At 24.2% G+C, this 15,479-nt stretch carries 14 protein-coding genes; 11 read left to right on the top strand and 3 right to left on the bottom strand.

The genetic code is table 11. The annotated features are described in order from the left end of the window. Window positions 1–79 precede the first annotated feature (79 nt). Complete coding sequence (locus T364_RS0101635) at window positions 80–1,441, bottom strand: sensor histidine kinase (protein ID WP_027128017.1); 1,362 nt, start codon at window positions 1,439–1,441, stop codon at window positions 80–82. A 13-nt stretch (window positions 1,442–1,454) separates the two neighbouring features. After that, window positions 1,455–2,129 carry a response regulator transcription factor gene (locus tag T364_RS0101630; RefSeq protein ID WP_027128016.1) on the bottom strand — a complete coding sequence of 225 codons (675 nt, stop codon included), beginning with the start codon at window positions 2,127–2,129 and terminating at the stop codon, window positions 1,455–1,457. Window positions 2,130–2,251: 122 nt separating this feature from the next. Between T364_RS0101630 and T364_RS0101625 the strand changes: the two genes are divergently transcribed. Genes T364_RS0101625 through T364_RS0101600 form a run of 6 tightly spaced genes read left to right on the top strand, consistent with a single transcriptional unit; the run spans window position 2,252 to window position 8,614 of the window. Beyond that, on the top strand, window positions 2,252–2,974 hold the full coding sequence (locus tag T364_RS0101625; RefSeq protein WP_027128015.1) for a glycosyltransferase family 2 protein: 723 nt from the start codon (window positions 2,252–2,254) through the stop codon (window positions 2,972–2,974). Further along, window positions 2,967–3,236, top strand: a complete 270-nt coding sequence (locus T364_RS0101620; RefSeq protein WP_035945198.1) for a lipid-A-disaccharide synthase N-terminal domain-containing protein — start codon at window positions 2,967–2,969, stop codon at window positions 3,234–3,236. The genes T364_RS0101625 and T364_RS0101620 overlap by 8 nt, the downstream gene beginning before the upstream one ends. Window positions 3,237–3,238: 2 nt before the next feature. Continuing rightward, window positions 3,239–4,855, top strand: a complete 1,617-nt coding sequence (locus tag T364_RS10280; RefSeq protein ID WP_035945197.1) for an ArnT family glycosyltransferase — start codon at window positions 3,239–3,241, stop codon at window positions 4,853–4,855. Then, entirely contained in the window at window positions 4,840–6,309 is a 1,470-nt protein-coding gene (locus T364_RS0101610; RefSeq protein ID WP_027128013.1) for an ArnT family glycosyltransferase, read from the top strand. Before T364_RS10280 ends, T364_RS0101610 begins: the two co-directional genes overlap by 16 nt. Before the next feature lie 22 nt (window positions 6,310–6,331). Then, a complete protein-coding gene (locus tag T364_RS0101605; protein WP_081775648.1) occupies window positions 6,332–7,555 on the top strand; it encodes a nucleotide sugar dehydrogenase in 1,224 nt (407 codons plus the stop codon). 9 nt (window positions 7,556–7,564) lie between these two features. Then, entirely contained in the window at window positions 7,565–8,614 is a 1,050-nt protein-coding gene (locus T364_RS0101600; protein WP_027128011.1) for a GDP-mannose 4,6-dehydratase, read from the top strand. A gap of 50 nt (window positions 8,615–8,664) precedes the next feature. Here the strand turns inward: T364_RS0101600 and T364_RS0101595 are convergent, their stop codons facing one another. Next, window positions 8,665–9,048, bottom strand: coding sequence for a thioesterase family protein (locus T364_RS0101595; RefSeq protein WP_027128010.1), 384 nt, complete (start codon window positions 9,046–9,048; stop codon window positions 8,665–8,667). A 162-nt stretch (window positions 9,049–9,210) separates the two neighbouring features. Between T364_RS0101595 and bioB the strand changes: the two genes are divergently transcribed. The 5 genes from bioB to T364_RS0101570 all read left to right on the top strand — a co-directional run bounded on the left by bioB (window position 9,211) and on the right by T364_RS0101570 (window position 15,436). Beyond that, window positions 9,211–10,179 carry a biotin synthase BioB gene (gene bioB / locus T364_RS0101590; RefSeq protein ID WP_027128009.1) on the top strand — a complete coding sequence of 323 codons (969 nt, stop codon included), beginning with the start codon at window positions 9,211–9,213 and terminating at the stop codon, window positions 10,177–10,179. A gap of 44 nt (window positions 10,180–10,223) precedes the next feature. After that, the gene (locus T364_RS0101585) at window positions 10,224–11,318 is read left to right on the top strand and encodes a pyridoxal-phosphate-dependent aminotransferase family protein (protein ID WP_027128008.1); all 1,095 of its coding nucleotides are present in this window, start codon (window positions 10,224–10,226) and stop codon (window positions 11,316–11,318) included. 564 nt (window positions 11,319–11,882) lie between these two features. After that, the gene (gene glmS / locus T364_RS0101580; protein ID WP_027128007.1) at window positions 11,883–13,709 is read left to right on the top strand and encodes a glutamine--fructose-6-phosphate transaminase (isomerizing); all 1,827 of its coding nucleotides are present in this window, start codon (window positions 11,883–11,885) and stop codon (window positions 13,707–13,709) included. Between the two features lie 122 nt (window positions 13,710–13,831). Continuing rightward, entirely contained in the window at window positions 13,832–14,638 is an 807-nt protein-coding gene (gene yqeB, locus T364_RS0101575; protein WP_027128006.1) for a selenium-dependent molybdenum cofactor biosynthesis protein YqeB, read from the top strand. 15 nt (window positions 14,639–14,653) lie between these two features. Continuing rightward, complete coding sequence (locus tag T364_RS0101570) at window positions 14,654–15,436, top strand: XdhC family protein (RefSeq protein ID WP_051532601.1); 783 nt, start codon at window positions 14,654–14,656, stop codon at window positions 15,434–15,436. Window positions 15,437–15,479: the final 43 nt, after the last annotated feature.

The raw sequence follows: 15,479 nt of genomic DNA, 5'->3' as shown, positions 1-15,479 counted from the left end.
AGACTCTTTAAATAAAAAAAGAGGTTATTGTAAATATAAAATACAATAGCCTCTTTTTATTATAAAAGATATAAAAAATTTATATTTTTGTAGTAGGAATTGTTACTGTAACCTTTGTGCCTTTATTTATTTCACTTTCAATATTCAAATCAATTTTTAATATTCTAGTAATTTTTTTAACTATTGATAAACCTAAACCATGACTTTTTATTTCTCTATTTCTACTTTTATCAACTCTAAAAAATCTATCATAGATATGATTTAGATTTTCTTTTGATATTCCAATACCATTATCTTCAATTATAATTGAAATATTTTTATTATTGACAATAGACACATTTATTTCATTATTATTTCCATATTTTATTGCATTTTCAATAATATTGAAAAATAGTTGTTTTATTAAAAAATAATCAGAGTTTATGTAATTTTCACTACCATTAAAAGATATTTTTTGTTTAGGATAAACAACTTTTAATTCTGAAATAATATTTGAAATAACTTCTGAAATATCCAATTCAATATATTCTAAATTTTCATTATCATCTTTTGCAAGAAATAATAATTTTTTGATAAGAGTATCCATATTTTCAACTTCTTCTTTTATAGAAACAAGTGCTTCTAAAGAAATATCTTTCTTTTCAATTCCCCATCTTTCAATTAAATTTAAGTAACCTTTAATTATAAAAAGAGGAGTTTTTAATTCATGAGAAGCATTATTGACAAACTCTATTTGGGCATTTGTTTGAGTATATAATCTTTCTAACATATTTTCATAAGATAACATAACTTTTTCTATTTCAATAAAGTAATTTTTTGATTTTATTTGGGGATTAATATTATTAAGATTTATATTATTAGTGATTTTTTGTAAATTATTTATAGAGGTAACCACTTCATTATAAAACTTTTTAGATACAAATATACTTATTAAAAAAGCAATAGTTATTAAAATAGTAGAAACTATGATAACATTAAAAAGTAAAAGTCTATCATCAATTAAATTTTTTACTATTAGAACTTCAATATTTCCAAAATCTTCAGCACTAACAATCTTTTTTAAAAAATGATATTTATAAAAATCTATTTTTTGAATTTCATTAGAGAATTTTTTCTTTTCAAATTTATAAAAATTTTCTAAAACTTTATCATCTGAATAAATTTTATTATTAAATTTAAAAAAAACAGTTACTCCAGGAACATCTGGACATTCTTCCAAAGCTTCATAAAAAAATTGGTCTACAGTTTTTTCTTTAGAAACTATTTCTTCTTTAAACTCTGTTAATTCATAACTTAAAAAACTATCTACAGAATATATATCATCAAAAGAAACTTTTTTTATATATGAAGCAAAAAAAAGTAAAAATGTTATATATGGAAGTATAAAAATGACTATTAAAAGTTTATAATTTTTATGAAGTTCATGAGCTAATCTTTTCATATATTTTCTCCAACTAATTTTTTAACTTAAAAATATATCCAAATCCTCGCATAGAGGAAATATATTTTTCGTTTTCTAAATCTATTTTTTTTCTTAAGGAGTTAATAAAGACATCAACTATTTTATTATCACCATCAAAATCAAATCCCCATACTTCTTCTATAATTTTTTCTCTACTTAATCCTATTTCTTTATTTAAAAAGAAAATTTCTAATAATTTATATTCTGTTTTTGTTAAAGAGATTTCTTCATCATTTCTTTTCAAAACTTTTAAAGAAGTATTAAGACTTAAATTTCCATATCGTAAAATATCTTTTGTATTATAATTCTTTTTATTTCTTAAAACAACTCTTATTCTAGCACAAAGTTCTTCTATATTAAAAGGTTTTGTGATATAATCATCAGCACCCATATCTAATAATTCAACCTTACTAATTATACTATCTTTTGCAGTTATAACAATTATAGGAATTTCAGATATTTTTCTAATAATTTTACAAATTTCTTCTCCAGATAGATTAGGAAGCATTAAATCAAGTAAAATAACATCAAAAAAACTATTTTTAAATTTTTCTATAGCTTTTTCTCCCTCTTCATAACTTTCTACTAAATAACCTTCATGTTCTAATTCTAGTTCTAATAATCTTCTTATTTTTTTATCATCTTCTATTATTAAAATTTTTTTCATATTAAATCCTTTCTTTTTTTGAATTAGACTTTAAAAAAATTTTTTTGGTTAATTAAATTTTCTTTACCAAATCTTAATAATACTATTATATAATTCAAAAAAATAAAAAAGGAGATAAAGGTATGGAAAGAATTTCAGTTGTAGCACCTGTTTATAATGAAAAAGATAATATTTCAAGATTTATAGAGAAAGTGGAAAACTCTTTGAAAAAAGGTTTTGATTCTTATGAAATAATTTTAGTAAATGATGGAAGTACAGATGGAAGTAAAGAGATTTTAAATGAAGAAGCGAAAAAAAATGGACATGTAAAAGTATTTCATTTTACAAAAAATAATGGACAAACAGCAGCTTTAGATTTTGCTTTTAAAAAAGCTAGTGGAGATTTAGTTTTAATGATGGATTCAGATTTACAGACAGACCCAGAAGATGTATATACACTTTTACCATATATAAAAGAATATGATATGGTAAATGGAAAAAGAGAGACAAGAGAAGATGGATTAAAAAGAAAAATATCTTCTGTTGTAGGAAATTCAGTTAGAAATTATATTACAGGAGATGATATTAAAGATACAGGGTGTCCATTAAAACTTTTTAAAAAAGAAGTTGTTAAAAGCTTTTATCTTTATGAGGGAATGCATAGATTTCTTCCAACTTTGGCAAAAATAAATGGATTTAAAGTAGTTGAAATTCCTGTAAAACATTATGACAGAGAATTTGGATATTCTAAATATGGAGTTTTTAATAGACTTTTTAAAGGTTTAAAAGATGCTTTTGCTGTTAGATGGATGAAAAAAAGAAGATTGAGATATCAAGTTGAAATGGGAGAAGATAAAAATGTTTAAGTGGAATATATGGTTTTTATTAGGACTAATCGGACAAGGACTTTTTTCAATGAGGTTTATAATTCAATGGATTGCAAGTGAAAAGGCAAAGAAAAGTGTAATTCCATTTTCATTTTGGGTTTTTAGTTTAGGAGGAAGCACACTTTTATTGATTTATGCTATTTATAAAAAAGACCCTGTATTTATATTAGGACAAGCTCCAAATGTATTGATTTATAGTAGAAATATTTATTTAATTAAAAAATTTAAAACTGAGGAGTAAATATGTTAAGTAAACAAAATGAAAAAATATATTTATCTTTGCTTGGAATTGTATCTTTTATAAGTTTTTTTATAAATTTAGGGATAAGACCTGTGGGACTTATGGAAGCTAGAAATTTTATAACAGCTAGAGAGATGGTTTTAAATAATAATTTTTTAATACCAACTTTAAATGGGATATTAAGATTTGAAAAACCACCTTTTCCAACATGGTTAACAGCTATTATAATGAAACTTACAGAAAATTTTACTAATCAATGGCTCCTTCGTATTCCTGTAGGAATATTAGGAATAATTTTTATATTTTTAGTTTATTATTTTATAAAAAATTTTACTGAAAATATCTTTTTAAGTTTTTTGGGAAGCTTTGTAGCAAGTACAACTTTTATGATAATAAAAGTTGGAAATGAAAATACTTGGGATATGTTTACTTATGTACTTATTTTTGGAAGCATAACTTTTTTTGTAAAAGGATTAAAATCATCAAAAACAAGAGAGTTTATATTTGCTGGAATATTTTTGGCTCTTTCTATTATGAGTAAAGGTCCTGTAGGAGTTTATGGGCTTTTTATTCCATTTTTATTGGCACATATATTTATTTTTGGTTTAAATGAGTATAAGAAAAATTTAAAAAATATAATAATTTTTATTTTAGTTGGAATTGTTTTAGCTTTAATTTGGCCAAGTATAGTTTATTTTAAATATCCAGATTTCTTTTTATCAGTTCTTAAAAAAGAGGAAAATACTTGGATGAATTCTCATAAAAAAAGTTTTTTCTATTATTTAGATTATTTTATCTATATGGGAATATGGTTATTTTTTTCCATAAGTTTATTTTTTAAAAAATGGAATGAAGAAAGAAATGAAAATAAAAATTTTTCAAAATTAATATTTTTCTGGAATATTTTAGTGATAGTTTTTCTTTCTATAATCAAGATGAAAAAGAAAAGATATGGAATTCCAATATTTATGGTCTCTAGTATAGGAGTTGGAAATATCTGTTATTATTACTACAATTTAACATTGGATAAATTAAAAAAATCAGATAGATTTCTTTTAAATGTTCAAAATGGTTTTATTTTATTGTTATCTTGTGGGCTTTTAGGATTTATTTTTATAACTCAATATTTAAATAAAAATTTTCAAATAAAATATACTTTTTTATTAATTATTTTTTTAATACCATTTATATATTTTTCTTTTAAAAATTTAAAGGATAAAAAAGAATATTTCTTAAAATATATTACTTTAGGAAGTGGAATTTTCTTTTTGATAGTTTATTCAATATCTAGCGGTTTTATTTCTAAAAACTTTGTAGATAAACAACAAAAATTTATAAATGCAAAGAATATTAAAGAATTTGTAAAAGCTTCTAATAAAGAAGAAATATATTCAGATTCTTATGGAATTATGGATGTTTGGAGAGTTGGAAAAGAAATAGAAGATTATAAAAATATAGAATCCTTACCAGAAAAATTAATATTTTTCTCTGATTTACCAGAAGATGTAAAAGAAAATTATACTATTTTAAAAAAAGAATTATATTTTAATGAGGTTAATGAACTTGTAGAAATTTACTTTTTAGAAAAAAATAAGGAGCCTTTATGGAAAGAAAGTTAAAAATAGATAAAAATTATCTAATTTTTTTAGGAATATATATTTTTGTATTTCTCCCTTTAGCTATATTTCGTTTTCCAGATATAAAAAATGAAATTAAATATTTTGTTATAGTTGATAATATGATTCAAAGTAAAAATTTATTTATTTTAAAATATTTAGGAGAGCTATATCCAGATAAACCACCTTTATATTTTTTCATATTATTTTTAGCTAGAAAATATATGAAAGATTTTTTTATACAGGGAACAATAATATTAGGAAGTCTTATTCCATCATTTTTTATAACAACTTATTTTTATAAATTTATAAAAAGATTTAAAAGTGAAAGGGAAGCTTTTATATTTACTATATTTTTAATTTCTATCCCATTTTTTATAGGGACATCAGCTTTTATAAGAATGGATATGCTTATGAGTTGTTTCATATTTTTATCTCTTTATTTTTTCTTTAATTTATATTATGGAAAAATTAAATTTAATAATATAAATATTTTTGCAATATATATATTTATATTTTTGGCTATCTTTACAAAAGGACCAGCAGGATTTGGAATTCCTGTAGGAATTATATTGGTTTTTCTTATTTTTGAAAAAAATATAGAATTTTTAAAAAAGATAAAATTTTTTAGAGGAATTCTTTTAATATTGTTTCTTTTAGGAATATGGATAGGAAAACTTTTTACTTATCCAGAAGGAAAAGAGTATGTAAATCTTTTATTTGGACAGGAAACAGTAGGAAGAATTGTAAAATCAAAAGCTCATGTAAGACCTTTTTATTATTATATAAAAAAATTACCAGCTATATTATATCCCTATGGAATTACAATATTATTCTCAATAGTTTATTATTTAAAAAATATAAAATCTTATAACAAATGGGATATTTTAGAAAAAATAGGTTTTGTTTGGACAATAGTGGTTATAGTTTTACTTTCTATTGCAAGTGGAAAATTAGAAATATATCTTTTACCAATATCTCCAGGAGCAATTTTATTATTATTAAGCTTTATTATGAAAATGAGAGATAAAAAAATTGGAAAGATTTTATTAATAGTAATGGAAGTTTTATCAATTTTCTCTATTCCTTTTAATTTGATTTTTAATAAGGAGAAAAATTTTTATAAAAGATTATTAATAACTCCAATTTCTCTGTTTATAATTTTTGTATTTATCAACTTTAATATAGAGTTTTACAATAAAAATTATACATTGAAATATCCTATAAAAATAATAAATAAAGATGCAAGAAATCAAATTATATCTTATAGATTTGAAGATATTGTAAATTTAAAAGATGTAATAAATAAAGAGATTATAATAACAGATAATTTTGGCGAAAATATTTCAATAGATAAAAAAATATTTATATCTAAAACAAAATATATAGATGATTTAAAAGATAAAAATCTAAATATTATTTATAAAAATAAAAAATATTTTATCTTTGAATTTTAGGATTAGAAAGGAAGTTTAGGGTATGGAAAATAAAAATTCTTTGAATATAACAGTGGTTGGAACAGGATATGTTGGATTATCAATAGCGATATTGCTAGCTCAACATAATAAAGTTACAGCTTTAGATGTAGATGAAGAAAAAATTAAAATGATAAATAACAAAATATCTCCTATTCAAGATGATTATATAGAAGAATATTTAAAAAATCATAAATTAAATTTACAAGGAGTTTTAGATAGTGAAAATTCTTATAAAAATGCTGATTTTATAATTGTGGCTGTTCCAACAAATTATGATGTAAAAACAAATTATTTTGATACTTCTACAGTAGAAAAAGTTATAGAGGAAATATTAAAAGTTAATAACAAAGCAATTATAGTTATAAAATCTACAATTCCTGTTGGATACACAGAATCAATCAGAAAAAAATATAATAGTAAAAATATAATTTTTAGTCCAGAATTTTTAAGAGAATCAAAAGCTTTGTATGATAATTTATATCCATCAAGAATAATAGTTTCAACTGATAAAGATGATGAATTTTTAACTGAAAAAGCTCATCTTTTTGCAAAATTATTACAAGAGGGAGCTATAAAAAAAGATATAGAAACTTTGTTTATGGGATTTACAGAAGCTGAAGCTGTAAAACTTTTTTCAAATACATATTTAGCTTTAAGAATTGGATATTTTAATGAACTTGATACATATGCAGAAATGAAAAATTTGAATACAAAAGATATTATAGATGGAGTTTGTTTAGACCCAAGAATAGGGACATATTATAATAATCCATCTTTTGGTTATGGTGGCTATTGTTTACCAAAAGATACAAAACAACTTTTAGCTAACTATGATGAAATTCCTCAAGATATTATAGGAGCTATTGTAAAATCTAATCATACTCGTAAAGATTTTATAGCAAGTCGTGTGTTAGAAAATTTAGATTTTGAAAATATAAAAAATTCAACTGTTGGAATTTATCGTTTAACAATGAAAAGTAATAGTGATAATTTTAGGCAGAGTAGTATTCAGGGAATAATAAAAAGAATTAAAGATAAAGGAGTTTCTGTTATTATTTATGAGCCGACTTTAAAAGATGAAGATACATTTTTTGGTAATAAAATTGTAAATGACTTAGAAGAATTTAAAAAATTAAGTGGAAGTATTTTAGCAAACAGATATGATTCAGTACTTGATGATGTAAGAGATAAAGTATATACAAGAGATATTTTTAAAAGAGATTAAGGAGAAAAAATGAAAAAAACTATATTAATAACAGGGGGAGCTGGATTTATTGGTTCTCATCTTTGTGAAGAGTTGTTAAAAGAAAATTATAAAATAATAAGTCTTGATAATTTTCATGAATTTTATTCTTATAAAATTAAAATAAGAAATATTTTTGAAAGTTTAAACAGATTAGAAGATTTAAAAAAAATTGATATAGAAAATTCCAATTTATCAAAAGATGAGATTATTAAAAAAGTTTCTCAAGAGATAAATAGTGAAGATTATAAATTATATTATGGAGATATTAGAGATGAAAAAATAGTAGAGAATATTTTTTCTGTTGAAAAGCCAGAAATTATTATAAACTTAGCTGGACTTGCTGGTGTAAGACCGTCACTATTACAACCAATGGAATATGAAGATGTAAACATAAAAGGTTTTTTAAATCTTTTAGAAAATTGTAAAAAATTTCAAATAAAAAAATTTATTCAAGCTTCTTCCTCTTCTGTTTATGGAAATAATAAAAAAGTACCTTTTTCTGAAAAGGATATAGTGGACTTTCCAATTTCACCTTATGCAGCTACTAAAAAATCTGGAGAAATTTTAGGTCATGTTTATTCCCATCTTTATGGAGTTAATATGATTCAATTAAGATTTTTTACTGTTTATGGAGAAAGACAAAGACCAGATTTAGCAATTCATAAATTTACAAAGAAAATAATAAATGATGAAGAAATTGAAATGTATGGTGATGGAAGTAGCTCAAGGGATTATACTTATGTAAAAGATATAGTACAAGGAATAAAAAAATCCATTGATTACCTTGATAAAAATAAAGGAGTTTATGAAATATTAAATCTTGGAAATTCAAATACTGTTTCATTAAAAGAGATGATTTCTACAATAGAGGAAACATTAAATAAAAAAGCAAAAATAAAGGAAATGCCAAAACAAAGTGGGGATGTAGATAGAACTTTTGCTGATATTTCAAAAGCTAAAGAGATGATAAAATATAATCCTCAAACAATTTTTAAAGATGGAATTAAAAATTTTATAAATTGGTATAAAAAAATATAAAAAATATAGCTGTTACAATTTTATAAAATGTAACAGCTTATTTATTTTTATTAATTTAATTTAGAAAGAAACTTATTTACATCAATAACAAATCTTTCGTGTATACCTTCACCGATAACAATATCTTTATACATTGCTTTAACTTCAAAAGTTAACTTTCTTCCCTCTATTTTTACAAGAGTAGATTCACAAGAGATTTCATCCCCAACTTTGTTAGCTCTTAAATGTTTCATATTCATTGCAATCCCAACAGTTGATTCATTTTCATCTAAGAAAGGAGCAACAATATCAAGAGAAGTTTTTTCCATAAAAGCTACTAAATATGGAGTACCATAAACTTCTAAAGTACCAGAAGCTATTTTTGCTGCTGTTTCCTCAGAACCAACTATTTTAGTATGAGTAAGTTTCATTCCTTCTTTTAAACCGTCTTTCATAAAAAACCTCCAAAATAAAATCAATATAAAATATTATACATATATTTTCTAAAAAAATAAATAAAAAAATTTATTTTTCTAAATGTTAACTTTTAAAATAAAATTGGTTTACTATTTTTTTCAAATAATATATCATATAAAAAAATAATTAAGGAGTGTCATATGGAATTAAATATTAGAAAATATATAGATGAAGAGATTACAAAAGAAGAAGCTTTGGAGTTATGCCAATTAAAAGGAAGTAAACTTTTAGAATTATTTAATGTAGCCAATGAAGTAAGAGAAAAATATTGTGGAAATAAAATAGAAACTTGTACAATAACAAATGCAAAATCTGGAAAATGCTCAGAAGATTGTAAATTCTGTGCTCAGTCAGAAAAATATAATACTTGTATAGAGACTTATCCATTAAAAGATTTAGAAGTTTTAGAAAATGAGTGTAAGGAGGCTATTGCCCATAATAGTGATAGATTTGCTATTGTAACAAGTGGTAAAGGGATACAAAAGGGAACAAAAGATTATGAAACAATAAAAAAATTTGCTGAAGATATGTCAAAGGAAAATATAGAAATTTGTTGTTCAATAGGACTTTTAAATGAAGATGAATTAAAAACTTTAAAAGAAGCTGGAGTTGTAAGATTTCATTCAAATTTACAAACTTCTATAAAAGCATATAAAGATATAGTTGCCACAACTCATAATGTTTTAGATAGAGTAGAAACAATTAAAGCAGCTCAAAAAGTTGGAATGAAAGTTTGTTGTGGTGGAATAATTGGAATGGGAGAAACTTGGGAAGATAGAATTGATATGGCATTTACTTGTAAAGAATTAGGTGTTGATGCTATTCCTCTTAATATTTTAAATCCAATTAAAGGAACTCCACATGGAGATAGAGAAGTTTTAAGTGTTGATGAAATTTTAAAAACTATTGCTATATACAGACTTATTCTTAAAGATAAAAATATAAAAGTTGTAGCTGGAAGAGAGAGTATCTTAAAAGATTTTATGGGAAGTGCCTTTTTAGCTGGAGCCAATGGACTTATGATTGGTGGGTATTTAACAATAAAAGGAAGAAGTGTAGAAGATGATTTTAAATTTATAGAAAATTTAAAAAAGATTTGGAAATCATAAAAAATATGCTATAATAAGAAAAATTTTGAACTTTAGGAGGAAAGATGTATAGACCAAATTATTTAATGATGACACCAGGACCAACTATTGTTAGAGAAAATGTCTTAGAAGCTAGAAGTAAATTTTTCGGAAATCCAGATATTGATGAAGATTTTTTTATTTTTTATGATGAATTGAGAGAAAAATTTTCAAAAGTATTTGGAAGTGAAAAGAAAAATATAGTTATAATGAGTGGAGAAGGAATGGTAGGATTAGATGCTGCTTGTGCTTCACTTACAGAAAAAGGAGATAGAGTTCTTGTTATAGCCAATGGACTTTTTGGAGAGGGATTTGAAGGACTTATTACACCATATGGTGGAGAGGTTGTAAAATTTCTTGGAGATACAAAATGTGGGATTGATATTGAAAAATTAAAAGAGTTTTTAGAAAAAGATAGTAACTTTAAATTTGCTACTGTTGTACATTGTGATACTCCTACAGGAGTTTTAAATGATGTTGAAAATATTTGTAAATTATTAAAATCTAAAGGAATATTAACAGTAGTAGATACAGTAGCTGCTATTGGTGGAGAATTTTTTAATGTTAAAGATTGGGGAGTAGATATTGCTTTAGGTGGTTCTCAAAAAGTTTTTTCAGCACCACCAGGATTAACAATTTTATCAGTAAGTGATGAAGCTTGGAAAATTATAAAAAATAGAAGAACTCCAATAAACTCTTTCTATTGTAATTTATCTTATTGGGAAAATTGTGTTGAAGAAAAACTTTTTCCATATACAATGCCTGCTAGTGATATAATGGGATTAGATAAAGCTATAGATAATCTTTTAGATGAGGGAATAGAAAAAGTTGTAAAAAGACATAAAGAAGTTTCTAAATATTGTAGAGAAAATATAGAAAAATTAGGTTTAAAACTTTATTTAGAAAATGATTATGCTTCAACAGTGACAGCTTTTTATGTGCCAGAAGGGTATACTACAAAAGAATTTATAAAAAAATTAAAAGATGAATATAAAATAATGATAGCTAGCTCATATGGAGAATATGAAAAATATATTTTAAGAATAGGGCATATGGGAGAGGGAGCTAAGTTAGAATATATTGATAGAGTAGTTGAGGCTATCAAAGAAATTCTAAAATAAAAAAATAAAATAGGTTGTTGTATTTATAAAATTGTTAATAATAAATAAAATTTTCGTAATTGAAAAATATTTTCGTAATTTATGAAATGAGCTGAACGCTAAAAAATGACACTGTTTGAACGAAGTGAGTTTGTCATTTTTAGTGAAGCGAATAAAATAAATAGAAAATATTTTTATGGAGATAAATTTTATTTTTATAACCAAAAATTTTACAACAACTTTTTTATAGAAATAATTTTTTATTAAATTTTTATAAAAATTATTTGTTAATTTTATTTGATTTTCAACTATCTATTTGTTTTTTAGTTGAAATGCCAATAAAAAATTGATATAATAAAAAAAACATTGTTAAAAATCTTGAGGAGAAAATGTAAATAGAAGCGCCAGAACTATTTTTATAGTTGACGAGGACTGAGATTATCGAAAATTCGGCGGGTGTCTCAGAGGTAGTTGTAACCGTTATCTACAAAACTACAGAGTGATTTGTAGGACAAAAGGATAACCACAATATTCTCCTAAAGTATTTTTTTGTGTACAAAAATTTATATTGAGGAGGATTTTTTTATGTGTGGAATTGTAGGATATGTAGGAAATGATGAGAAGGCTGTTGAAATAATCTTAGACGGACTTAGTAAGTTAGAGTATAGAGGTTATGATTCAGCTGGAATTGCTGTTGTAGAAAATGGAGAGATATTTTTAGAAAAGAAAAGTGGAAAATTAGAAAATCTTGTAAACTCATTAAAAGAAAAAGATGTTTTTTCTAATGTAGGAATTGGACATACAAGATGGGCTACTCACGGGAATCCAACAGACAGAAATGCTCATCCACATTGTAGTAATGATGGGAAAGTTGCTGTTGTTCACAATGGAATTATAGAAAATTATTCTGTATTAAAAGATGAACTTATAAAAAAAGGATATATTTTTAATTCTGATACAGATACTGAAGTTGTATCACAACTTTTTTCTGAACTTTATACAGGTGATTTAATTGAAACTATGTTTAAAGTAAAAGAAAGAATTAGAGGAAGTTATGCTCTAGGAATTATTCATAAAGACTATCCAAATAAAATAATTTGTGCTAGAAAAGAAAGTCCTTTAATTATTGGAATTGGAGAAAATAAAAAGTTTATAGCTTCTGATGTACCAGCAATTTTAAAATATACTAGAGATGTAATTTTCTTAGATAATGGAGAAGTAGCTCTTATAGAAGAAGATAAGGTTACAGTTTTAGATAAAAATAAAAATATTGTAAATAAAGAGATTACAAAAATAGAGTGGGATATGGACCAAGCTACAAAAAATGGTTATCCACATTTTATGTTAAAAGAAATAGAAGAACAACCTCAAATGATAGAAAAAACTTTATCAGCTTATATAGATGTAGAGGGGCATATTAATTTTGGAAAAGCTTTTGATAATATAGATTTTAATAAATTTAATGAAATTCATATTATTGCTTGTGGTACAGCTTATCATGCTGGACTTCAAGGGGAGTTTTTCTTTAAAAAAATAAATGGATTGAGAACAAATGTTGATATAGCTTCTGAATTTAGATACAATGACCCATTCCTTGATGAAAAAAGTTTAGTCATATTTTTAAGTCAATCTGGAGAAACTTTAGATACTTTAATGGCTTTAAAACTTGCAAAAAGTAAAGGGGCAACAACAATAGCTATAACAAATGTACTTGGTTCTACTATTTCAAGAGAAGCTGATGTTGTAATCTATACATTAGCTGGAGTTGAAATTTCAGTAGCTTCTACAAAAGCTTATACAACACAAGTTGTTACAATGTATTTAATTTCTCTATATCTTGCTTATAGAAATAAAAAAATAACAGAAGAAGAATTACAAAAATATTTAGATGATGTTTATAAATTACCTGAAAATGTTGGAAATATTCTTCTTCAAAAAGAAAAAATTTCTAATATAGCTAAAAATATTTATAAAAAAGATAGAGGATTTTATTTAGGAAGAGGAATTGATGATAAAACAGCAAAAGAAGGTTCTCTAAAAATGAAAGAGATAAGTTACATTCATACAGAGGCTTTCCCTGCTGGAGAATTAAAACATGGACCAATAGCTCTCATAGAAGAAGGAACTATGGTTGTTGTGGTTTCTACACAAGATTCTATGGTAGAGAAAGTTGCTTCTAATATTAAAGAAGTTAGAGCAAGAGGGGCCTATGTAATTTCTGTTACAAAAGAAACTCATAAAGAAGTTATAGATGTTTCTGATGAAGTTATAATAGTAAATAATAATGGAATGTTATTAACTCCTGTATTATCAGTAGTTCCATTACAATTATTAGCTTATTATACAGCAGTTCATAAGGGATTAGATGTTGACAAACCAAGAAATTTAGCAAAATCTGTTACTGTTGAATAAAAATAAATTTAATAATTAAAGGGTATTACTAAAATAGTAATGCCCTTTTTAAATTTTTTGTAAAATACAAAAAAATTTTTTTATGGTATAATAAAAAATAAAATAAAAAGGTGAGGTATAAAATGAAAGTTATAGTTAGAGGTGGAGGAGATTTAGCTACAGGAGTTGTAGAAGTTCTTCATACTTCAGGATTTAAAGTTTTAATTTTAGAAATAGAAAAACCAAGTGCTATAAGAAGAACAGTTGCTTTTTCAGAAGCAATTTATGATGGGGAAACAGAGGTTGAAAATATAATTTGTAGAAAAGTTGAAAATGAAAATGAAATATACAAAGCTTGGGAAGAAAATATTGTTCCTATAATGATTGATGAAGATTGTAAAATTATTGAAAAAATAAAACCAAATATATTAGTAGATTGTATAATTGCAAAAAAAAATCTTGGAACTAAAAAAGAGATGGCTCCAATAACAATAGGATTAGGCCCAGGATTTATAGCTGGAAAAGATGTAGATATTGTTGTTGAAACAATGAGAGGACATAAATTAGGAAGAATTATAAGAGAGGGAGAAGCTTTGAAAAATACAGGAATTCCTGGAGAAATAAAGGGAGTTTCTAAAGAAAGAGTTATTTATTCTCCAAAAGAGGGAATATTTAGAGGAGTAAAAAAAATAGGTGATAGGGTAGAAGCTAGAGAAATATTAGGATATGTTGATAGAGAACCTGTTTATGGAACTATTTCAGGAGTTTTAAGAGGTTTAATAAGAGATGGTTATTATGTAAAAGATAAAATGAAAATAGGAGATATTGATCCTAGAGAAGAGGAAAAAGAAAATTGTTTCACTATTTCTGATAAGGCAAGAACTTTAGGTGGAGCTGTATTACATGGAATAATGATAAGATTGAAAGAAAAAAATGAAAAGATATTTTAGATAGGAGATATAAAAATGACTGAAATTGATATATTAAAAAATCTTTATGATAATGTAAAAAAGGGAGAAAAATGTGCTCTTGTAACTTTGGTAGAATCTTTTGGGGCTACTCCAAGAAAATCTGGAGCTATAATGGGAGTTACAAAAGATAAAACAATAGGAACTATTGGTGGAGGAATGGCAGAGTATAAAGCTATAGAGTTATCAAGAGAGTGTATAGAAAAAGGTGAAAATAAAATTTTTGATTTTGATTTAACTCAAGATGGAAAAAATACAATTGGTATGACTTGTGGTGGAAGAATAAAAGGGTTTATAAAATTTTTAAAACCAAGTGAAAGAATAATAATAGTTGGAGCAGGTCATGTTGGTAAAAAATTATATGGACTTTTAAAAGAATCTAGTTTTGAAACTGTTATTTTAGATGATAGAGAAGATTCTGAAAATATAGAAAATATTATTGTTGGAGATTTTGAAAATTTATTAGAGAATCTTCCAGAAAATAGTGAAAGTTATTATGTAGTTGTGACAAAAGGACATAAATCTGATTTAATAGCAGTAAAGAAAATATTAAAAAAACAATTTAGATATTTAGGAGTAATTGGAAGTAGAAAAAAAGTTCAAGAGATGAGAGATAATCTTATAAAAGATGGCTATGAAATACCAGAAGATAGATTTTTTTCTCCAATAGGTTTAAACTTATCAGATGGAACTCCTTATGAAATTGCTGTGGATATTTTATCAGAAATATTATCAGTAAAAAATGAAAAAGAAAAAATAATTCATATGAAAGATAGATAAAAAATAAGGGACTATAAATTATGTTATAAAAATAAAATTTATC

It is taken from the genome of Fusobacterium perfoetens ATCC 29250 (genome assembly GCF_000622245.1).
Lineage (GTDB): Bacteria > Fusobacteriota > Fusobacteriia > Fusobacteriales > Fusobacteriaceae > Fusobacterium_B > Fusobacterium_B perfoetens.
Note: the sequence above shows the minus strand (reverse complement) of the source record. Positions and strands in the feature narration are given on the sequence as shown.